This window comes from Halomonas salipaludis, from assembly GCF_002286975.1.
GTDB lineage: Bacteria > Pseudomonadota > Gammaproteobacteria > Pseudomonadales > Halomonadaceae > Franzmannia > Franzmannia salipaludis.
In genome coordinates, this window is record NZ_NSKB01000004.1 from 56,515 (window position 1) to 77,437 (window position 20,923).

Sequence of the window (20,923 nt, forward strand, 5' to 3'; positions counted from 1 at the left end):
GAACCGGCCGCTACTGGCCGAAGTGAACACTGACGAAGGCCGCACGACCGGCGTTGAGGTAGTCACGGGAAGTTTCGTACTCCTTGTCCAGGGCGTTCTCCACCGTCAGGCGAGCCGACCACAGCGGGGCGAACTGCCAGCCGGCGCGCAGGTTGACCAGCCCGAAGCCACCGATGCGATCTTCGTTCTCGGCATCATTGTAGCGATACCCCTGAACGATCCAGGAGCCGCCCAGCGACCAATCACCCAGCTCGCGATCCACGTCGAAACGCGCGCTCTGGCTGGCGCGACGCTGGATACGATTCCCCGCATTGGCACCACTGCGATTTTCCGGATCGATCCAGGTCAGGGCCGTCTGCAAGGTCCAGTGCTGGAGCTCGATACCGGTCGCGAGCTCGACACCTCGAATACGGGCCTCGTTGACATTCATGGGGGTCCAGCGGAACGGGGCGGCGGGGTCGGGCGTCCAGGCAATGAGGTCATCGATATCGCTCTGATAAACGGCCAGATCCCAGAAGCCGCTGCGATACTGGCCTCTGGCCCCCAGCTCGAAGGTACGTGAAGTCTCGGCATTGACGTTCGGATTGCCCTCGCTGCCCCACTCGTCCCGGTAGTAGAGATCATTGAACGTGGGCGCGCGGAAGGCGGTGCCGTAACTGGCACGGAGCGTATGGTGAGTATCGAGCTCGACCCCAAGTGCGAGGCCCCCGGTCAGCTCCCGGCCAAAGGCTTCGTTGTCATCGTGACGCAAACTCGCCTGGACCGAGAAGGGGCTCAAGTCGAGCAGCGCCTGGGCATACACAGCGACATTGTCGCGGCTCTCCTCGACGAAGTCGTCGGTCGCCTCGATGGCATCATGCATGTACTCGGAGCCTATCACCAGCTGATGGGGGCCGAAATCCAGGGTATTGTCCCAGCGAGCCGCCCGGCTACGCGTGTCGAAAATGCTGGTGCCGGTGGTATAGGTCGTATCCTGCTCATCGCGAGATTCACTCACTGTGAGACGGCTACGCCAGGTGTCGGTGAACGGGATTTCGCCATAGATGCCAGCGACCTGTTGGGCGAAGTCCGTATCGGACGGTGCCCCGAAGCGATCGAACTCCGTGTTGCCGCGGGCGCGCAGCGCCAGCACGCCGACCTCGCTCCCATCGTCGAAGGTATGCGACATCCGCGCCAGCGCCGTCGTATTGTCATAGCCCTTGTCCTCACCTCCGCGGCGCACCGGCGTGCCGTCGGTACTGAAATGACTGCCGGCGAAGCTGTAGCGGGTGCCGCCCTCACTGCCGGTGAAGCCGGCACTGTAGCGCTGGGTGTTGAAGGAGCCACCACCCGCCGAGATGCGCGGGTGCGGGCCGCCCTCCTCGGCGTCGTGGGTGAACAGCTGCACCACGCCGCCCACCGCGTCGGCACCATAGAGGCTACCGCGCGGGCCGCGTACGATTTCGGCGCGCTGGAACATGCGTGGGTCCAGGAACTGCCAGGCCGCACCACCGGCGGTGGCCGAGCGCAGGCGAATGCCATCGATCATCAGCAGTGTCGATTCGTTGCCGGTGCCGCGTAGATAAACGCTGCTGTTCTTGCCGAAACTGCCGCTGGAGGTAACGTCGACGCCAGGCTGGCCGCGCAGCAGATCGGTCACGCTGGTGGGATCCTGGCGGCGCAGCGTGGCCTCGTCGAGCACCGTCACCGAGGTCAGGCTCTCGTCCGCGGTACGCGGCGCCAGCGCGGCGGTGACCACCATCGGGTTGAGCTGCTGCGGGTCGCTGGCATCATCAGCCTGTGATGCTGGCGAACTCTGGGCCTGGACGGCCAGCGGCAGCGCGGCCAGGGCGAAAGCCCCCAGGCCACGGGAAGAGAGTAGAGCGTTCATGGAGAGTCCCTTGCTCGCCGTGCTCACCCGCACGGCGTGATGTTCTTTAGGCTTGCACGAGGCTCTCGGGCCGGTCTCCGGGCTGACGAGCGAAGGCCACTGTGGGCCTTCTCGACCGTCGCCTTCCCATGCCCAAGCGGGCACAGTGGCATATCGACGGACGTTGACTCGATCACCGTTGCGGGGGCAGCGTCGGAGTGGCGAAAAACGATGGATAGGACTCGCGCACCGACTTCCCGTTTAACTGGCCGTGAGCTCACCGCCAGCACCTGAGAGTGGCGGTAAGCTAGCAATGCGCTTGGTAAAGGTCAATTCGTAGGGATTAGCGTCAATAATGCAGATAGCAACACCGCTCGGAACTGATCCGTCGGCAGGCCTACGAGGAGGCGCTGTAAACCCTTCCCTGGGCGCTACCTTGCGCCATCCATGGCGCAAACCTCCTCTTCGCCCTGCCCCCGGCGTTCCTCGCTGCGGGTTTATTGTCGTTGCCTTGGACTAACTCAACCTCCGATAGAGCCCGTGGCGCACATACCAGACCCGTTCGCAGCGTACCGCGGCGTCCTGGGCCAGCCAGCCGTTGAGATCGCGCAGGCGGCGCCGCGCAGCCCCCATCGGCACGATGCCGCGGCCCATCTCCTCGACGATCAGTACCACCTGGGCGGCCCGCTCGGCCTCGGCGGCCAACAGAACGTCGAGGCGCTCGGCCAGCGCCAGGCGCAGGGTGTCATCGTCATCTGCCCCACGCTCGACCGCCGCCTCGATCCAGGCCGCCCAGCCGCTCACCACCAGCCGCTCTCCCGGAGCCGGCAGTATGCCGTCCGCGGCACCCAGCAGATGCCAGCGCGCCTGTGGGTACCAGCCCCGGACTAGCGCGCGCTTGCCGGCGCAGGCACCGCCGATGACCAGCTGCATTGCCACGCCCCTCCCTGCTTGTCGAACATGAACCGCCGCCCTTCGGCCTGGGCGACGCTGCCGTCCCAGAAGTCGATGGCCTCGAAGCGGCGCCGCAGCTCGCGGATCACCCCGCCGTGGGTCACCACCAGCAGACGCTGCCAGGCGTGCGCCTCGGCGGCCTCGAGCAGGTCATCGAACCAGGCATCGAGCCGCGCGCGCAGCGCGGCAGCCGACTCCCCCTCGGGCGGTGCCTGCTCGCCCTGGCTGTCGATCCAGGCACGATAGGCCGGCAGGTCCTTGAGCTCCTCGTAGCACTTGCCCTCGTAGGCGCCAAAGTCCATCTCGCGCAGCCGCGGCTCGACGTGGAGCGCAGTATCCCCCTCGCGCCCCTCCAGCACATGGGCCAGGGTTTGGCGGCAGCGAATCAGGTCGCTGGAGTAGATCGCATTGAACGGCTGCTCGGCCTGATAGCGGCGCAGGTCATCGCGCAGGCGGTCGAGGCCCGGCACGGCATCCGGCAGCAGCAGCGGAATGTCGCGCTGACCCTGGTAGCGACGCTCGATATTCCAGGCCGTCAGCCCGTGACGGACGACAGTGATAGCCAAACGACCAGCAGCAGCCATAGTTCTCCTCCCTCGATGGCGGCACCGACGATATCGCCATTGATGCCCTTGAAAGCGCGTATGATCAGCGCGCCGTATGACAATAGAAAGAACAGCAGCGCCCCCAGCGCGAGCACCCAGCCGGGCGTCAGCCACCACAGCAGCGCCAGCGGCAGCATCGAGAGCAGCAGGTCGCGATGCCCGAGATGCTGCTGCCAGGACCACGCCAGCCCCTCTTTACGGGCCGCCGGCACCTGTACCAGCAGCGCCACCGCCGCCAACCGCCCCAGCCCCAGCACCGCCACCAGCCATAGCAGGCTAATGCCGGCCTCCAGCCAGGCCCACAGCAGCGCGCCCTTCCACGCCAGCTGGAACAGCAGCGCAATGATCGCGAAGCTGCCGACATGGGGGTCCTTCATGATCGCCCAGCGCTTCTCCAGCGGCGTATTGCTGCCCAGGGCATCGGCCACGTCCATCAGCCCGTCCAGGTGCAGCCCCCCGGACAGCGCCACCCACAGGCTGAGCAGCAGCAGCGTCAGCAGCGGCGCCGGCAGCCCCGCAAAGAGCTGCCCCGCCGCCGCCATCAAGGCGCCCAGCAGCATGCCCACCAGCGGGTAGCAGCGCACCGCCCAGCGGCTGGTGGCAAGCGTCCAGGGGCAGGCGACCGGGATCGGCACCCGGGTCAGGAACTGCAGTGCCAGCAGCAGCCCGTAGAACGCTGGCTTCATGGCAGGCTCCCCTTCCAGGCCTGGGGCAGGCCGGCGATCACCTGGATCACCACGTCGGCCTCCGCCGCCAGCTGGCAGTGCGCGGCCTGCAGCAGCGCCAGATAGCGCCAGCTGAGTTCATCGTCCGGCGGCATGCCCTCATTGAGGTCGTTGGAGACCACGACCAGGTCGATCTCCCGCGCCCGGGCTTGTGCCAGGGTGCCCTCCAGCAGCGCCGTGGCTGCGACTTGGTCAAGGGAGCTGTCGAACAGCACCCGGCTGGCCCACAGCGTCAGGCAGTCGAGCAGCACCACGCTGCCGGCCTCGACCTCGGCCAGGGCGGTGTTCAGCGCCAACGGCGCCTCTCGCGTGATCCAGCCGCTGCCGCGCTCGGCGCGATGCCGGGCGATGCGCGCCGCCATCTCGCCATCGTCCGCGCTGGCGGTGGCCAGGTAGTAGCGCGCCCCGCCGCGCTGCTGCTGCCAGCGGCGCACCAGCGCTTCGCCGTAGGCGCTCTTGCCTGAACGGGCGCCGCCGCTGACGAAGGCAATCATGATGGCCTCCAGGCGGCGAGCGCCTCCAGCAGTTGGCAATTGGCGTCGCGCTCACCCAGCGCCACGCGCAGCCAGCCGCCGTCGAGGCCAGCAAAGTTATGGGTGTGCCGGGCCAGCAGGCCGTGAGCGAGCAGGTGGGCGAACAGCGGGTCGGCGCTACCGGGGCCAGGCGCGGCGCGGGGATCGCGCAGCAGCAGGAAATTGGCCTCGGTCAACGGCGCCTCGAAGCCCAGACTCGCCACGCCCGCCTGCATTCGCTCACGCTCTGAGCCGAGCCAGGCCCGAGTCTGGCGCTGGTAGTCATGGTCTTCCAGTAGCGGTGCCACCAGGTCGGCGGCCAGGGCATTGACGCTCCACGGCAGCTGACACCCGGCGGCGCGCGCCACGCTGTCGGCACTACCGAGCAGATAGCCCAGGCGTAGCCCGGGCAGGGCGTAGTACTTGGTCAACGAGCGCAGCAGCAGCAGGTTGGGATACTCGGCCAGCAGCGGCGTCAGGCACTCGTCCTCTGCCGTAAAGTCGACGAAGGCTTCGTCGACGACCAGCTGGCAGCCGTGGCTCAACCCGGCGTGCAGCAGCGCCTCGATCTGCGCCCGCGGCACCAGGGTGCCGCTCGGATTGTTGGGCCGGCACAGCCACATCACGTCGGCCTCGGCCATGGCCGCCTCGGCGGCGACCTGATCGAGGGAGAAGTCCTGCGCCATCAAGGCCAGGCGCTGGATGCCGACACCGTAGTGGCGGCAGGCCCGGGCGTACTCGCCGAAGGTCGGCTCGACGATCACTCCGCGCTGGCCGGCGTGCAGCGCAGCGGCGAGAAAGATCGCTTCAGCGCCGCCGTTGGTCAGCAGCACCTGGGCCGGGGCCAGCCCTTCACGCTCGGCGATGGCCTGGCGGGCCTGGCGGTAGTCGGGATCCGGGTAGCGCGCCAGGGCCGGCAGGGTCGCGCGCAGCTGCGCCTCCAGCCAGGCCGGCGGACCCAGCGGGTTGATATTGGCGCTGAGGTCAATCAGCGGTCGGTCGCCGGGCCAGCCGTGGCGCTGGGCCAGGGCTGTAAAGGCGCCTGGCTGGCCACCGTGTAGCGGCCAGGCACCACGGCCTGTCGCATCGGTCATGTTCATGAATCTCCCTGCAACAGCAGCGACGCTACCATGAGCAGCAGGACATTGCCTGCCGACCTGATAACGGTCAAGGCGAACCGCCCTATTTCGGCTAGGGTGTAAGTAACGGCCACTATTCGAGTGCTGCCTCTTGCTGCGGGAGAATCCGCCATGCGCTTCCATCAAGTCAGGGAATTGGTGTCCTGGGCAGCGAATTTTCATGCCCGTATGGCTGAGCAGTATCGTCAGCTGGCGGCTATCTCCGAAAGCGAGCGTGAACGCATGGCGCTCGAGTATCTCGCACAGCGTGAAGATAAACAGCACACCGAGCTGACCCGCTATGCAACCGAGAATGGCGACCATCGAGCTGTGCTAGAGACCTGGTTCGACGACCCTACGGACTTTCCCCATCCGCCGGTTGTCGAGCGCTTGCCAGAGCGAATTGGCGGCAGCGAGATACAGAACGTGATGTCCACCGCCCTGACCGCGCACCGCACCTTTCAGGATCTCTACACCCACCGGGCGGAGCGAGCCGCCGGGGCCCGAGAGCTAGCCTTTTTTCAATCACTGGCTGACGGTCATGAAGCCGAAGTGCGCCACATCGTCAGGGACCTGCAGCGACTCGACGCCTACTGATAACGCTTTACGCTGAACTGGCTCACGGTACGACACTTCGCAGTATCAGTAGCGCCATGACCAGCAGCAGCAGGCTCACCACCCAACCACCGTGCATCAAGCGTATCGCAGCGCCGATATCCGCCGCGCACAGCGGCCGGTGCGGGCTGCCCAGGGTTGCGCGATGCGATACCTCGCCGGCGTAGTAATTGACACCACCCAGCTGCACGCCGAGCAGGTTGGCCACCATCGCCTCCGGCCAGCCGGCGTTGGGGCTGGGGTGCCGCGGTGCCTCGCGCCACGTGGCCGCCAGCGCCCCGCGCCGTTGCCACTCACCAGGCAGCCACCCGCTCGACAGCCAGATCGCCAAGGCGGTGAGCCGCGCCGCCGGCCAGTTGGCCAGGTCATCGAGCCGCGCCGAGGCCCAGCCGAAGTCGCGATAGCGGGCGTTGCGATAGCCGACCATGGAGTCGAGGGTGTTCACCGCCTTGTACGCCAGCGCCAGCGGTGCACCGCCGATCAGTGCCCAGAACAGCGGCGCGGTAATGCCATCGACGCTGTTCTCGGCGACGGTCTCGACGGCGCCGCGGGCGATTTCGCTCTCATCAAGCGCCTGGGTGTCGCGACCGACGATCATGCCCAGTGCCCGGCGCGCCGCGGGCAGGTCCCCCTCGGCAAGCGGTACTGCCACCGCGCGCCCGGCGTCGGCTAGGCCCTTGATCGCCAGGCAGCTCCACAGCAGCCATAGCTCAGCAGCCCAGCCAAGCCAGGGGTGCAGCCACCCCAGCAGGGTGAGCAGCGCCCAACCGACGGCATAGGCGCCCACTACCACCAGCGCGGTCATCAACGCCCCCCGGCGGCGGCGCGATGCAGCCGGGCCGTGGTTCCAGCGCGCCTCCAGCCAGGCGATGGCACGCCCGATACCTACCACCGGATGCGGCAGGCGCCGCGGGTCCCCCGCAAGCAGATCGAGAATGATCGCCGCCAGCAGCAGGCCCAGGCCGGCGAGGGTCAAGGGCACGGCGAGCGCGCCGGACAGCAGCCATTGCGACATGCGCGAGCCTCTTACGCTGGGCCGGCGCTGATGCCGGCGGTCTCGAAGGTGGCCATCTCGCTGAGCATGCGACAGGCCGCCTCCAGCAGTGCAAAGGCCAGCGCCGCGCCGCTGCCCTCGCCGAGGCGCAGCTCGAGGTCGAGCAGCGGGCTGGCCTCCAGGGCCGCCAGCGCCTCACCGTGCCCCGCTTCATGTGAGCGGTGGGCGAAGATCAGGTAGTCGCGCAGCTCAGGCGCCAACCGACACGCCAGCAGCGCCGCCACCGTCGCGATAAAGCCATCCACCAACAGCGGTACCCGCCGCGCCGCGCCCTCCATGAAGGCCCCGGCGATGGCGGCGATCTCCAGGCCACCGAGGCTAGCCAGCACGCCGAGGGGGTCGTCGGCATCCGGCGCCCGCGCGGCAATGGCCGCCTCGATCACGGCCCGCTTGCGCACCAGGCCGGCGTCATCGATGCCGGTGCCGCGCCCCACCAGTTCGGCGACCGGCCGCCCGGTCAGAACCGCCAGCAGCGCACTGCTGGCGGAGGTGTTGGCGATGCCCATCTCGCCGACGATCAGGCAGCGGCAGCCGGCCTCCACGGCGCGCTCGGCGGCGCGCTGCCCCACGCCGATAGCCTGCATGGCCTCGCCGCGGGTCATGGCATCCTCGACGGCGAAGTTGCCGGTGCCGGCACGAACCTTCTCGTCGACCACGCCCGCCCCCGACACGACGCTGGCAACCCCGACATCGATCACCTCGAGCCGCGCGCCGATCTGCCGCGCGAAGACATTGATCGCCGCCCCGCCGGCGACGAAGTTGGCGACCATCTGTGCCGTGACCGACTGGGGAAAGGCCGAGACGCCCTCGGCGGCGATGCCATGGTCGGCGGCGAACACCAGCACCCCGGGCGGGCTGACCCGCGGGAAGGATTCCCCGCGGATGCCGGCCAGCTGCACCGCCAGCGGCTCCAGCCGCCCCAGGCTGCCGGGTGGCTTGGTCAGGGTATCGAGATGTGCCGCCGCCTGCGCAGCGCAGGCGGCATCGACATCGGGAAGGGAAGAAAAGGCGTCGCTCACGTGCCGCTCCTGGCCGCAGGTCCTGGGAAGGCGCCAATGGTAGCAGAGTCGCCGGGGCAGTTACCTTGCAGGCTCGGGCCACACCTCTATACTGTATATCCATACACACATCCTGCGAGGTGCCAACGATGCCCGCCTCACACTCAGCCGACTACCGGGCCCCGCTCAAGGGCCGTGGCGCCACCTATGATCCTCACAATCGCTTCGCCCCCACCCACAGCGACGCGGTGGACGACGGCTGGTGGCAGGACGAGGCGCCGGCAACGCTGGCCACCGAGGTGCGCGAGGAGCATCCCAAGACGGCGCTGTCGTGGAATCGCTCGCCGGATCTCGGCTTCGACCGCTCGATCAACCCCTACCGCGGTTGCGAGCACGGCTGCGTCTACTGCTACGCGCGGCCCAGCCACGCCTACTGGGACCTCTCGCCGGGGCTCGACTTCGAGACCAAGCTGATCGCCAAGAGCGGCCTGGTGGAGCGCCTCGAGGAGGAGCTGTGCAAGCCGGGCTATGTATGCCGACCGATCAACCTCTCCGGCAATACCGACTGCTACCAGCCCATCGAGGCCGAATGGCAGACCACTCGCCGGGTGCTGGAACTGCTGCTGGCCTGCCGCCATCCGGTCACCCTGGTGACCAAGAGCGCGCTGATCCTGCGCGACAGCGAACTGCTGGCCGAGATGGCCGAGCAGCGCCTGGTGCGGGTCTTCGTCAGCCTCACCAGCCTGGATGCCAATCTCAAGCGCAGCCTGGAGCCGCGCACCGCCTCGCCCCAGGCGCGGCTGCGGGTGATTCGCGAGCTCAACACCGTGGGTGTGCCGGTGGGGGCACTGCTCTCACCGATGATTCCCGGCCTCAATGACCATGAGTTAGAATCACTGCTCGAGGCCGCCTGCCGCGCCGGTGCGCGCACCGCCGGCTGGATGCTGCTGCGCCTGCCCCACGAGGTGGCGCCGCTGTTCGAGGCCTGGCTCGAGGCCCACTACCCCGAGCGCGCCGCCAAGGTGATGAGCCTGATTCGCCAGTGCCGCGGCGGCAAGGACTACGACGGCCGCTTCGGGCATCGCTTCCGCGGCGAGGGCGTCTTCGCCGACCTGCTGGCTCAGCGCTTCCAGCACGCCAGGCGCCGCCTGGGCATGGCCGAACGTATCGACGAGGGCCTCGATTGCAGCCAATTCAGACCACCCACTGCACAGGGCGATCTCTTCCTTTGATGTCAGGCAATCCGCCATCCCGCTGCCCATTTGCCGTGCTGCTGCCCCTGCTGATGCTGTTGGCGGGGTGCAGCGGTGGTGCCACGCTGCAGCCACCTGGGCCAGGGGGAGAAGCGCCGCAGCTGGATGGACACTACGTGACCGCCGAGGATGGCTACCGCCTGCCGCTATGGCACTGGCCACCGGCCGGTGAGGCCCCCGACGCAGTGGTACTGGCGGTGCACGGCTTCAACGACCACGGCGGCAGCTTCGACGTGCTGGCCGAGGCGCTGACCGAGCACAACATCGAGGTCTATGCCTTCGACCAGCGCGGCTTCGGCGTTACCCGCCAGCGCCGGCTGTGGCCCGGTCACCAGCGAATGGTCGATGACATCGACCTGCTCGCCCGGCTGCTGCGTGAGCGCCACCCAGAGACGCCGCTGTACCTGGTCGGCAAGAGCATGGGCGGCGCGCTGGTAATGCTCACCATGAGTCGCAATACCCCACCGCCGGTGGATGGCAGCGTACTGATTGCCCCGGCGGTGTGGGGCCAGGTGGCGATGCCCTGGTACCAGCGCGTGGGGCTATGGCTGGGCGTGCGGTTGATACCCGACGTGGCCTTCTCGGCGCGCGCCGCCGAGCGGCTGGGTATCGAGCCCACCGACGACCCAGAGATCATCGCCAAGCTGGCCGAGGATCCGCGTATCCTGCGCCGCGCACGGGTCGATACGCTCTACGGCCTGACCCGCACCATGGATCTAGCGCTGGAGCGCGCCGCCCAGGTCGCCGGCCCTACCCTGCTGCTCTACGGCGACAACGATCAGGTGATCCCCCCGGAGGCGATGTGCGCCCTGCTCGAACGGCTGCCGGCCGACGTTACGGCGGACTGGCGCCTGGCGCTCTACCCGGACGGCTACCATATGCTGACCCGCTATACCCAACGCCAGCGTACCGAGGCCGATATCGCCGCCTGGTTGAAGGCGCCCTCGGCGCCGCTGCCGTCGGGTTCGGAGGCCTCTTTGCCCGAGGCGCGCCAGACGCTGTGTTGAGCGCAGTATGATATTGCTCATACAGGACTGATTCGGTACTATTTAGCCATTGATCATACGACTACGACGAGTATGCATCGTCGAGCGACCTGAGCAGACCGTAACCTGACCATGACTGCTGACCAACGCGCCACCCGCAGTATCACGATACTGGCCATCTGGGTCGATGCCCTGGTGGGTATCATCAAGGTAATTGTCGGGGTGATGGTGAGCTCCACCGCTCTGATCGCCGACGGCATCCACTCCTTCTCCGACCTGATCACCGACGGGTTCGTACTGGCCGCCACCCACTATGGGCAACAAGGGCCAGACCACGACCACCCCTACGGTCACGGCCGCATCGAAACCCTGGCCACGCTGTTCCTGGGCAGCATGCTGATTTTCGTCGCCGGGGCCATCGCCTGGTCGAGCGTCGAGCGCCTGCTCTCGAATACCGCGATCCCCCCTCCCGGCTACTGGGCCGTCGGCATCGCCTTGGTAACACTACTGGCCAAGGAGGCGCTCTACCAGGCCACCATGCGGGTGGCGCGACGCACCCAGTCACGCCTGCTGGAGGCCAACGCCTGGCACTCGCGCTCCGATGTATTCTCCACCGCAGTGGTCATCGTGGCGATGCTCGGTACCCAGTGGGGTTACGGTTGGCTGGATACCCTCGCCGCAGTGGTCGTCGGGCTGCTGGTGGGCAAGGTCGGCTGGAGCTTGCTGTGGGACGCCGGCCGCGAGCTGATCGACACCGCCCTGCCGGTGAGTACCCAGCACGCCATGCGCGATGTTGCCATGAGCGTGCCTGGGGTTACCGGTATTCACGACCTGCGCACCCGGCTTTCCGCCGGGCGCACCATGCTCGACCTTCACGTAGTGGTATCACCGCGGATCAGCGTCTCCGAGGGCCACGAGATCGGCAATGAGGTCAGCCGGCGGCTGCGCCGGTCCTTCCCCGCGCTGACCGACCTCACCTTCCATATCGATCCGGAAGACGACGCCGGTGAGGGCGACCCCAGCCGCTTCCCCGGCCTGCCGCTGCGCCCCGACGTGGAAGCGACACTGGCCGAGCGCTGGCAGCCGCTCGAGGTATGGCCCGAGATACGCGATATCGAACTGCACTACCTGGAAGGCGCGGTCACCGTGGTGGTGTGTCTCGATGAGCAGGCGGCCTTCTCCAGTCCGGCAGTGATCGAGCAGTTGGGCGAGCGGGCACAGGATATCGACTGGTTCGCCCAGGTCGAGGTCAAGCGCCTGGCCAGCGCCTAGTCTCGTTCAGGCGTTCGATAGTCGGCCAGCACGCTGCCACACGCCTCCACCTCCTGCTCATGCTGTGGGTCGATCCACGGCTCGGCCAGGGCCTCAGCATACCACTGTTGCATGGCGGGCAGCGCCAGCAGCCGCTCGACATAGGCGGTAGAGGCCTCGCCCAGCGGCAGCCCAAAGCTCTGCACCCGAAAGGCGACCGGGGCAAAGAAGGCGTCCACGGCACTGAACGCCTCGCCGGCCAGGAAGGGCCCACCGAAGCGCGCCAGGCCCTGCTGCCATAGCTCCTCCAAACGCGCCAGATTGCCGAGCAGGGCGTCGTCGAGGCGCGCCATGCGCACCCGTACGCCACAGCTCATTGGGCACTGACTGCGCAGCGCCGAAAAACCGGCATGCATCTCGGCGCTGGCACTGCGCGCCCAGGCCCGCGCCGCGCCATCCGACGGCCACACCCCTGGATGGCGCTCGGCAAGGTACTCGACGATGGCCAGCGACTCCCACACCACCTGCTCGTCATCTACCAGGCATGGCACCAGGCCAGTCGGCGAGAAGTCGCGAAAGCGCGTCCAGCTGGAGTCGGGCTCGAAGGGACTCAGCTGCTCGTCGAAGGCGATGCCCAGCTCGCGCATCAGCACCCAGGGGCGCAGCGACCAGGAGGAGTAGTGCTTGTTGGCGATATGCAGGCGGTACATGGCAGTCCTTGCGAAGGGTGGAGGGCCCTTCAATATAGCTGCCATGGCAAGTGCCAGGCCAGCCGCCTCATAACGCCTCATTGTCACCATGACGTCACCGTGAGCGCACAGGATGGTGGAAATCAGCCGCCATGCCGAGTCCTCTCCATGAAGATACTGATGCTGTCCGACGTCTATTTCCCGCGCATCAACGGTGTCGCCACTTCCATCGCCAGCTTCCGCGACGCGCTGGAACGGCTCGGCCATTCAGTCACGCTGATCTGCCCGGACTACCCGGTGGGCCAGGTGGACGAGCCGAACGTGCTGCGCGTTTCATCGCGCGGGGTGGCAAACTCTCCCGAGGACCGCATGATGCGCTACCGCGAGGTGATGGCTCTGCTGCCGAGCCTCGCCGTGGAGCGCTTCGATCTGGTGCATATCCACACGCCCTTCGTCGCCCACTATGCCGGCACGGCGCTGGCAAAGCGCCTGGGTCTCCCGGCGCTTGCGACCTATCACACCCTGTTCGAGGAGTACCTGCCCCACTACGTGCGCGGCGTACCCAGCGGCTGGTTGCGCTTTATCGCTAGGCGCCTCTCGGTGCGGCAGTGCCGGCGGCTCAAGGCGCTGGTGGCGCCCTCCCACGCCATGCGCGAGACGCTGGAGCGCTATGGCGTCAAGACCCGCGTGACGGTGATCCCCACCGGCCTGGCGCTGGAGCGCTTCAGCCAGCCCGCCGATGAGGAGGACTTTCGCGCCCGTTACGAGCTCCCGGACAACGCCCGCCTATTACTGTTCGTCGGGCGTCTCGCCTTTGAAAAGAACATCGCGTTCCTGATCGACCTGCTGCCGCGAATACTCGCCGAGCACCCTGACACGCGTCTGATCATTACCGGCGAGGGGCCGGCCCGCGTCGAGCTGACCCGCCGCGCGCGGCAGATTGGCATGGAGTACGCCGTACGCTTCCTCGGCTACCTGGATCGCCACGGCCAGCTACAAGCCGCCTATCGCGCCGCCGATGTCTTCGTCTTCGCGTCACGCACCGAGACCCAGGGGCTGGTGCTGCTGGAGGCCCTGGCGCTAGGCACGCCAGTGGTCTCCACCGCCATGATGGGCACCCGCGACGTATTGATAGAAGGCGAGGGTTGCCTGATTGCCAACGAGGAGCTCGACGACTTCGCCGCCAAGGTGAGCCGGCTGCTCGGCGACGAGACGCTGCGCAGCGAGCTCGCCCGCCGTGCCAAGCACTATGCGACAGGCTGGCACGAGGACGCCAAGGGCATCGAACTGGCCGCGCTCTATGCACGGCTGTGTGCCAAGCAGGGCCCTCAGCCGAATGCCGTTGCAGAACTGCCTGCCGCATCGGTAGGCGCACCACCGCCGCTGGCGCCGCTGACATCCCGAGTAGAGGACTAGGCTGAGTCCAGGGTACGACCACTAAACCCATGGAGCGTAAGTAAATGACCGATAACCTTGAAGCGCTGAGCGACACCCTGCAGCGCGCAGCCAGAGCGGCCGGCGATATCCTGCGGGAGGGCTACCACGCTGCCGGCACCATCGAGTTCGACAGCAAGGGGGCCTCGGACTTCGTCAGCCATTATGATCGGGCGGCGGAGCAGGCGATCATCGACACGATCCGTCTGATTCATCCCGAGGTGGGCTTCCTTGGCGAAGAGAGCGGCATCACCGCCGCTGGCGATAGCGACCTTCGCGTGGTCATCGATCCGCTGGACGGCACCAACAATTTCCTGCACAAGGTGCCCCACTTCTCGGTCTCCATTGCCGTGGAACGTGGCGCCGAACTGCTGATGGGAGTGGTCTACCAGCCGCTGCTCGATGAAATGCTGTGGGCCGTTCACGGTCGGGGCGCTTTCCTGGGTGATCAGCGCCTGCGCCTTCCCCCAGCCAGGCCGCTCAACGAAATGCTGGTCGGCACCTGCCTGCCCTACCACGGCAAGGGCGATTGCCAACTCAGTTGCCGCCAGCTAGCCCAACTCATGCCGCAGGTATCTGGGATTCGCAGTCCAGGCTCGGCCGCGCTGGAAGTCGCCTATGTAGCACTCGGACGTTTCGATGCCTTCTGGTCCCAAGGTGCCGAACTGGAGTGGTGGGATATTGCCGCCGGCATCGTCATCGCCCGCGAAGCGGGCTGCAAGGTTACCGATCTAAGTGGCAACTCGGCGCCACGCGAGTGGCACAGCCTGCTGGTTGCCCACCCTGACCGGCATGGGCCCTTGGCCGAGTGTCTGACCAGCTGAGTACGGCGACTGGCATGCTGCCCCACTTCGGCAGATTACCAGTACACCGCACCCAGGCCCGAGATCGCCACTACCGCGACCAGTAGCCACCACCTATTCACCGTCGTCCTCGGTCGCCAGGTCGACGATGCGCCCTTGCGGCACATGGCTTACCTCGTCGAGTTCGAGCAGATGGTCGCGCAGCATTTCCCAGTCGGTGGTGCCGACGATGGTGCCTCGGCCATCGTCGTAGGCCGCTCCCAACACGTGATGGCTGTCACCCCCGGCGGCGGTGAAATTGTTGGTAGCGACGATATAGCGCTGGTCGGGTGCGATGGCATCCAGCGAGCCGTCGACCTCGACCTCCAGGGTCACGACCCGCTCACCCGGCGCTTCCCGGCTGTCGTAGGTGAGTCGGGTACCGTCGGAGACGTGCAGGAAGCCGCCATTCTCGCCTGGCGCATCGGCCAGGGCGATCTCGAACGTCTCGATCAACTCGGCACCGCTTAGCTCGACCAGCGTCAGGCGGTTGCCGAACGGCTGCACGGTGATGAGATCGCCGACGGTGACGTCGCCTGCCGGCAGCGGCTCACGGATGCCGCCGCCGTTCTGCAGCGCCATCAGCGTGTCGGCTTCCACCCGCCGGGCGGCAGCCAGCTGGCCATCGGCGATCAAGTTGCCCAGCGCCGTCTCGTTGGCACGCACGCTCCGTTCATCGCCATCACCATGGCGGGGATTGGCCAGGGTCTCCGTCAGCGTCACGCCTACCGTCTCGTCGCGCAGGGACTCGATGGCCGCCGTGTAGGGCGCCAACAGCTCGGCGGCTTGGGGGTCGGGGTCGCTGTTCTCCACCGCCAGCAGCTCGCCGCTGACATCCACCACCATGCCGTCGCCGTCGAAGATCACCTCCATCACACCGAGATATTCACCGTACTCGCCGGCCTGGCCGATCACCGTTGGTGCCATGGTCTCGCCGCGCTGGTTCTCGGTGACCAGGGTCGGCGGATCGAGCCGGGTATGGCTATGCCCGCCGATGATGATATCGATACCTTCGACCTGCTGGGCCAGCAGCAGGTCATTGCCGACGCTGGGATCACTGTCATAGCCGAGGTGGGTCAAAGCGATGATCTTGTCGATGCCTTCGGCTTCGAAGCGCTCGACCATCGCCTCGGCGACCTCGCGGTAGTCGCTGAAGCTCACGTCACCAGGGCTCGAGATATTCGGCGTGTCTTGGGTAGTGAGGCCGAAGATGCCGATGCGCTCACCTTGATGCTCGACCACGATGCCATCATGGATCGTGCCGCCCTCGGGTGCCTCGACCAGCGACTCGCCGAGCAGCGCCTCGAACTCGGGTGACGCGGAAAAGTCCATGTTGGCGGCGACGATCGGGAACTCGGCGGCCTCGAAGAAGGCCGCCAGCGCCAGATGCCCCTCCTCAGGGTCGCCTAGATCGAACTCATGGTTACCGGGTACGAAGGCGTCGTAGCCCATCAGGTTCATGAACTCGACGGCGTCCTGGCCATGGAACTCGGTGAAGTAGAGCGTACCGGAGAAGATGTCGCCGGCGTCCAGCAGCAGGCCGTCGCCGTAGCGATCGCGCGCCTTGTCGAGCGTGGTGACCAGCTGCGGATAGGCGTCGGTGCGGCCATGCAGATCATTGGTATGGAATAGCGTGAGGGTATAGCGCTCATCGGCGGGATCGGCACTCACCAGCCCCGCAACCAGCAGGCCCGCAACCAGCAGGCCCGCAAGGCCTACCACCAGACGCCCTTGTCTATTTCGCATCGTGACGACTCCTTTCGTTGATGAGGCACGTTCCCCGGGCATGATGAGCTGTCTCCCATCTCTGCCTATATTAGCACTCACCCCTGGGAGAGCCGACATCTCACTGTCATGCCGTGGCCTTAGGCTGGACGCTCAAGATGAAGCAAAGCGCGACCCAGGAGGCCGATATGGCCAATAACGAACGCCCTCCGCTCAGCGACGACGAGATCGAAAGTCTGGTGCAACTGGCCAATGGCAACGCCCTGTCCAGGCAGCGCCGGCGTGACCGCGAGGCCGCCCGGCGGCGCCAGCAGCGCCGCCGCGGACGCGACGAATAGCACGCCTCAGTCGAACAATACGCTGTCCCGCTCGCCGTCAGCGGCGCTGACCACGAACCCCTGACGCACGCCGACGGCAACCTCGCTGCCCTCCTCAAGCGCCTGGGCGCTGTCGGTACGCACACGCACCAGGCAATCGCCGACCCGCACGTGATACTCCCAGGCGTCGCCGAGGTAGGCGCGGATCTTGATCGTGCCGCGGGCAAGCCCTGGCTGGGCAGCCTCCTGCGATGCCGTCAGTTGCACATGCTCGGGGCGCACGGCGAGGCTGGCCGGCCCCCGCTCGGGGGTATCGAGGTTGACCTCTAGCGTCGCACTGGCCTCCCCCGCGTCGCCCCAGCGAATCGCTACCGTATCACCCTCGCGGCGCAACACCTCGCAGGGCAGGTAGGAGACGGTGCCGATGAAGTCGAGCACGAAGCGGGTCGCCGGCCGGGTATAGACCTCGGTGGGCGTACCGATCTGGTGCAGCACCCCGGCCGACATCACGCCAATACGGTCGGACATCGCCAACGCTTCGTCCTGGTCGTGGGTCACGTAGAGGATCGGCAGGCCGGTATCGCGCTGGACCTGCTTGAGCTCGGCGCGCATCGACTCGCGCAGTTTGGCGTCGAGGTTGGAGAGCGGTTCGTCGAGCAGCAGCAAGCTAGGCTCGATGGCCAGCGCCCGTCCCAGCGCCACGCGCTGCTGCTGGCCGCCGGAGAGCTGACTCGGCATGCGTGCGCCGAGGTCGCCCATTCCGAGCATGTCCAGCACCCGCTGGACGCGAGCCTTGATCGCGTCGCGCGGCAGGCCGCGAACCTTGAGCGGGTAGCCGATGTTCTCGAAGATATTCATGTGCGGCCACACCGCATAGCTCTGGAAGACCATGCCGATGGGCCGCTTGTTGGGCGGCAGGTCGCGCCGCGTGGCTGCATCGAACACGGTACGGCCGGCCATCTGGATGGCGCCCTGCTGGGCACTCTCGAGCCCCGCCACGCTGCGCAGGGTGGTGGTTTTGCCGCAGCCGCTGGGCCCGATCAGCGAGAAGAATTCGTTGGCGTCGATGGACAGCGAGACGTTGTCCACCGCAGTGACCTGACCGTAGCGCTTGGTCAGGCCGTCGAGGGTCAGAATGGCAGTCATGCGTCAGATTTCCCCGCGCGTCGCTCGCGGCGCCGCGCTTCGAGTTTGGTAAGCCACTGGGTAAACAGGTAGAGCAGCAGAATCACCGGCAGGGTCAACACCGCCAGCGCTGCGGCGCGCCCGGTAAAGCCGGAGTCCTGCATCAGGAAGATCCATACGCCGATGGTCTCCGCGCCGGTGGTCCAGATCAGCACCGAGACGGTCAGCTCGTTGAACGCCGAGATGAAGATCAGCACCCACCCGGCCAGCATCCCTGGGCGCAACAGCGGCAGGGTGATGTCACGAATGGTGCGCAGCCGGCTGGCGCCGGAGGTCCAAGCCGCCTCTTCCAGCGAGTCGTGGATCTGCTGCAGGGTGCTGCGCGTGCTCTGCAGGCCGAAGGCCATGTAGCGCATGATGTAGCCCGCCAGCAGGATCCACAGCGTGCCGTAGAGCGTGGGGCCGAAGGCCGGGTTGCTCCAGGCCAGGATCATCGACACGCCGATCACCGAGCCCGGCAGCGCAAAGGGCACCGTGGCGATACCGTCGAGCAGGCCGGCACCGCGCTGGCGCGCCTTGACGTTGAGGTAGGCGATCATCGCCGAGACGATGACGATGATGGTCGCCGCCGCCGGCGCCAGGATCAGGCTGTTGACGATGCCGCGCCGCGCGCCGCTCTGATTGAGCACCGCAATGTAGTGGCGCAGGGTGAAGTTCTCGGCGCTGAGGTCGGCCCCCCAGAAGCGCAGCAGCGAGGTGAGCACCAGCGCGAACACCGGCATCACCACGATTACCACCAGCGTCAGATAGAGCACCATCAGCACCCAGGGACGCCCCCGCCCCAGGCGAATGACGTTGGGCGTCACCGACTTGCCGGAGATCACTGCATACTGGCCGCGGCTGCCCTCCAGGCGTCGGAAGGCCACCAGGCAAACGATCGCCACCAGCACCAGCAGCACCGACATGGCCGTGGCCAGCGGCATGTTGGGAATGGTCAGCGCCTCGTAGATGCGCGTGGTCAGCACGTAGAACTGGGCGCGCATGCCCAGCACTGCGGGAATGCCGAAATTGTCGATGGACGACACGAAAGCCAGCAGCGCCCCGCCGAGGATCGCCGGGCGCACCAGCGGCAGAGTAATGTCCTTCATGATGCGCAGCGGCCCTACCCCCGAGGTGCGCGCCGCCTCCTCCAGGCTGCTGTCCATGCGCGCCAGCGCCCCGGCCACGGTGATGAACACGAACGGGTAGTTGGTCACCGCCAGTACGAAGATGATGCCGCCCGGCGAATAGATATTCCATGGCGGCGGCGCGCCGAACAGCTCGCGCCACCACTGCGTAAATAGCCCCACCGGGCCGGCCAGCTGCACCCATCCGATCGCCGAGAACAGCGGCGGAATCGCGAACGGCAGCACCAGCAGCACGCTGAGCAGCGCCTTGTGGGGCACATCGGTACGCTGCACCACGAAGGCCGCCAGAGTACCGATCACCACCGCAAGGCCAGTGGCCAGCACCGAGACCCACAGGGTATTCCACAACGCCATGTAGTTGGAGGGGCGCAGAAACACCGCCGAGTAGTTGGCCAGCGACCACTCGCCGTCGACCATCAGGCTGCGCCAGAACACCTGGTAGAGGGGGTAGACGATGGTGATGCCGACGAACAGTGCCAGCAGCAGCAGCAGCACTCGGCGATAGTCCAGCCACCAGCGCAGTAGCGCCGGCGCCTGGCTCACCTCATGCAGCGGGGTAATACGTTGCGACATGCGCGAACACCATGACGCGGCGCCCGCTGGGGTGCCGCGCTGCGTGGAAGGGTGAAGGCGTCAATCAGTACAGCTCGGAGAAGCGCTCGCGCAGCTCGTCACCGTTCTCGGCCATCCAGTCGAAGTCGATCTCCAGCGCGACGATCTGGTCGGCGGTGGGCAGCCCTTCGGGCGGATCGACGTCGGTGCGAACCGGCATGAAGAACTTGTCGACCAGCACCTGCTGGCCCTCTTCGGAGAGGATGAAGTCGAGGAAGGCGCGTGCCGCGGCATCGCTCTCCGACTCGGCGGTTACCGCCAGCGGGCTGGGCAACGCCAGTACGCCATCTTCGGGGAAGCTGAAGGCCACCGGCGCACCCTCGGCGGCCTGGCCGGCCATGATGTAGTCGATACCCTTGATCACCGCGAACTCGCCGCTGACCACCCCGCGGGTGACGTCACCAGTGCCGCGCACCACCTGCATGCCGGCCTCGCGGGCGCGCTCGTACCACTCGAAGCCGAGCTCATCGCTCTGGGTGAAGGCACCCAGCATGTTGAAGTTGGTACCGCTATGTAGCGGGCTGGCCGAGGCCGCCTGGGGCCCCCACTCGAGGAACTCCTCCCAGCTACGCGGCACTTCGTCCTCGCTGACCATGTTGGTGTTGTAGCCGATGCCCATATGGTGGACGCGGCCGGCGAAGAACATGTCGTCCGCGTCGCGCAGCCCCTCGGGAATCGCGTGCTTGTGTTCGCTGTCGTGGGCGGCCAGCCAGCCCTGCTCCTTGAGATTAAGGAACAGCGCCGGGTTGGCGGCCCAGATCACGTCGGCGCGCAGCCTGCCAGCCTCGATCTCGGAGAAGATCCGCTGCTCGAGCTCCACGCTGCCAGAGTAGAGCAGGTCAATCTCGATCTCCGGGTGGCGCTCCTCGAAGGCCTCGATGATCGGTTCGACCACATCCAGCTGCATCGATGAGTAGAAGGTCACGGTGCCGGACGGCTCGGCCCAGGCGGTAGAGGTCATGCCAACGGCCAGAGCCGTGACAGCGGCAAGCGAGGTCAAGGTCTTCATGGAGGCGCTCCCATATGCTTACGTATGTTGTTGTTTTACCCTAGGGGCCATAAATGACGGCTA

General features: G+C 66.8%; 20 protein-coding genes and 1 riboswitch. Of the genes, 7 read left to right on the forward strand and 13 right to left on the reverse strand.

Going from position 1 to position 20,923, the window contains the following annotated elements; translation table 11 throughout:
• Positions 1–10: 10 nt before the first annotated feature.
• From CK498_RS10760 to cobD, 6 genes are all read right to left on the reverse strand, one after another.
• Entirely contained in the window at positions 11–1,870 is a 1,860-nt protein-coding gene (locus tag CK498_RS10760; RefSeq protein WP_095620875.1) for a TonB-dependent receptor domain-containing protein, read from the reverse strand.
• 51 nt (positions 1,871–1,921) lie between these two features.
• A riboswitch (cobalamin riboswitch) is annotated at positions 1,922–2,158 on the reverse strand.
• A 207-nt stretch (positions 2,159–2,365) separates the two neighbouring features.
• Entirely contained in the window at positions 2,366–2,782 is a 417-nt protein-coding gene (locus CK498_RS10765) for a bifunctional adenosylcobinamide kinase/adenosylcobinamide-phosphate guanylyltransferase (protein WP_095620876.1), read from the reverse strand.
• Positions 2,737–3,387 (reverse strand): histidine phosphatase family protein, encoded by a 651-nt coding sequence (locus CK498_RS10770; RefSeq protein ID WP_095620877.1) that lies wholly within the window; start codon positions 3,385–3,387, stop codon positions 2,737–2,739. Before CK498_RS10770 ends, CK498_RS10765 begins: the two co-directional genes overlap by 46 nt.
• Positions 3,339–4,094 (reverse strand): adenosylcobinamide-GDP ribazoletransferase, encoded by a 756-nt coding sequence (locus tag CK498_RS10775; RefSeq protein WP_095620878.1) that lies wholly within the window; start codon positions 4,092–4,094, stop codon positions 3,339–3,341. The genes CK498_RS10770 and CK498_RS10775 overlap by 49 nt, the downstream gene beginning before the upstream one ends.
• Positions 4,091–4,627 (reverse strand): bifunctional adenosylcobinamide kinase/adenosylcobinamide-phosphate guanylyltransferase, encoded by a 537-nt coding sequence (locus CK498_RS10780; RefSeq protein ID WP_095620879.1) that lies wholly within the window; start codon positions 4,625–4,627, stop codon positions 4,091–4,093. Before CK498_RS10780 ends, CK498_RS10775 begins: the two co-directional genes overlap by 4 nt.
• Positions 4,624–5,739: a threonine-phosphate decarboxylase CobD gene (cobD, locus tag CK498_RS10785; protein ID WP_095621302.1), complete on the reverse strand. Its 1,116-nt coding sequence runs from the start codon at positions 5,737–5,739 to the stop codon at positions 4,624–4,626. Before cobD ends, CK498_RS10780 begins: the two co-directional genes overlap by 4 nt.
• Before the next feature lie 156 nt (positions 5,740–5,895).
• Here cobD and CK498_RS10790 point away from each other — a divergent pair, with 156 nt between their 5' ends.
• A complete protein-coding gene (locus CK498_RS10790; protein ID WP_095620880.1) occupies positions 5,896–6,360 on the forward strand; it encodes a hypothetical protein in 465 nt (154 codons plus the stop codon).
• A gap of 22 nt (positions 6,361–6,382) precedes the next feature.
• On the opposite strand, the gene cbiB is transcribed toward CK498_RS10790, so the two are convergent.
• Positions 6,383–7,393 carry an adenosylcobinamide-phosphate synthase CbiB gene (gene cbiB / locus CK498_RS10795; RefSeq protein WP_095620881.1) on the reverse strand — a complete coding sequence of 337 codons (1,011 nt, stop codon included), beginning with the start codon at positions 7,391–7,393 and terminating at the stop codon, positions 6,383–6,385.
• Between the two features lie 11 nt (positions 7,394–7,404).
• Positions 7,405–8,451 (reverse strand): nicotinate-nucleotide--dimethylbenzimidazole phosphoribosyltransferase, encoded by a 1,047-nt coding sequence (cobT, locus tag CK498_RS10800; RefSeq protein WP_095620882.1) that lies wholly within the window; start codon positions 8,449–8,451, stop codon positions 7,405–7,407.
• Positions 8,452–8,579: 128 nt separating this feature from the next.
• Here cobT and CK498_RS10805 point away from each other — a divergent pair, with 128 nt between their 5' ends.
• The 3 genes from CK498_RS10805 (at position 8,580) to CK498_RS10815 (ending at position 11,941) form a co-directional block, all read left to right on the forward strand.
• Positions 8,580–9,662: a PA0069 family radical SAM protein gene (locus CK498_RS10805; protein WP_095620883.1), complete on the forward strand. Its 1,083-nt coding sequence runs from the start codon at positions 8,580–8,582 to the stop codon at positions 9,660–9,662.
• On the forward strand, positions 9,662–10,690 hold the full coding sequence (locus tag CK498_RS10810) for an alpha/beta hydrolase (RefSeq protein WP_095620884.1): 1,029 nt from the start codon (positions 9,662–9,664) through the stop codon (positions 10,688–10,690). The genes CK498_RS10805 and CK498_RS10810 overlap by 1 nt, the downstream gene beginning before the upstream one ends.
• A 111-nt stretch (positions 10,691–10,801) precedes the next feature.
• Entirely contained in the window at positions 10,802–11,941 is a 1,140-nt protein-coding gene (locus tag CK498_RS10815; RefSeq protein WP_095620885.1) for a cation diffusion facilitator family transporter, read from the forward strand.
• Here the strand turns inward: CK498_RS10815 and CK498_RS10820 are convergent.
• On the reverse strand, positions 11,938–12,630 hold the full coding sequence (locus tag CK498_RS10820; RefSeq protein ID WP_095620886.1) for a glutathione S-transferase family protein: 693 nt from the start codon (positions 12,628–12,630) through the stop codon (positions 11,938–11,940). The two genes, CK498_RS10815 and CK498_RS10820, sit on opposite strands and share 4 nt — an antisense overlap.
• Before the next feature lie 147 nt (positions 12,631–12,777).
• Here CK498_RS10820 and CK498_RS10825 point away from each other — a divergent pair, with 147 nt between their 5' ends.
• The gene (locus CK498_RS10825; RefSeq protein ID WP_095620887.1) at positions 12,778–14,025 is read left to right on the forward strand and encodes a glycosyltransferase; all 1,248 of its coding nucleotides are present in this window, start codon (positions 12,778–12,780) and stop codon (positions 14,023–14,025) included.
• Between the two features lie 44 nt (positions 14,026–14,069).
• Positions 14,070–14,867, forward strand: coding sequence for an inositol monophosphatase family protein (locus tag CK498_RS10830; RefSeq protein WP_095620888.1), 798 nt, complete (start codon positions 14,070–14,072; stop codon positions 14,865–14,867).
• A 93-nt stretch (positions 14,868–14,960) separates the two neighbouring features.
• Here CK498_RS10830 and CK498_RS10835 read toward each other — a convergent pair whose 3' ends face one another.
• A complete protein-coding gene (locus CK498_RS10835) occupies positions 14,961–16,631 on the reverse strand; it encodes a bifunctional metallophosphatase/5'-nucleotidase (protein WP_095620889.1) in 1,671 nt (556 codons plus the stop codon).
• Positions 16,632–16,798: 167 nt separating this feature from the next.
• On the opposite strand from CK498_RS10835, the gene CK498_RS26170 reads away from it, so the two are divergent.
• Positions 16,799–16,948, forward strand: coding sequence for a hypothetical protein (locus tag CK498_RS26170; RefSeq protein ID WP_176475773.1), 150 nt, complete (start codon positions 16,799–16,801; stop codon positions 16,946–16,948).
• 6 nt (positions 16,949–16,954) lie between these two features.
• Here the strand turns inward: CK498_RS26170 and CK498_RS10845 are convergent, their stop codons facing one another.
• The 3 genes from CK498_RS10845 to CK498_RS10855 all read right to left on the reverse strand — a co-directional run bounded on the left by CK498_RS10845 (position 16,955) and on the right by CK498_RS10855 (position 20,860).
• Positions 16,955–18,073 (reverse strand): ABC transporter ATP-binding protein, encoded by a 1,119-nt coding sequence (locus tag CK498_RS10845; RefSeq protein ID WP_095620891.1) that lies wholly within the window; start codon positions 18,071–18,073, stop codon positions 16,955–16,957.
• The gene (locus CK498_RS10850) at positions 18,070–19,812 is read right to left on the reverse strand and encodes an ABC transporter permease (RefSeq protein ID WP_095620892.1); all 1,743 of its coding nucleotides are present in this window, start codon (positions 19,810–19,812) and stop codon (positions 18,070–18,072) included. The genes CK498_RS10845 and CK498_RS10850 overlap by 4 nt, the downstream gene beginning before the upstream one ends.
• A gap of 64 nt (positions 19,813–19,876) precedes the next feature.
• On the reverse strand, positions 19,877–20,860 hold the full coding sequence (locus CK498_RS10855; protein ID WP_095620893.1) for an extracellular solute-binding protein: 984 nt from the start codon (positions 20,858–20,860) through the stop codon (positions 19,877–19,879).
• Positions 20,861–20,923 lie beyond the last annotated feature (63 nt).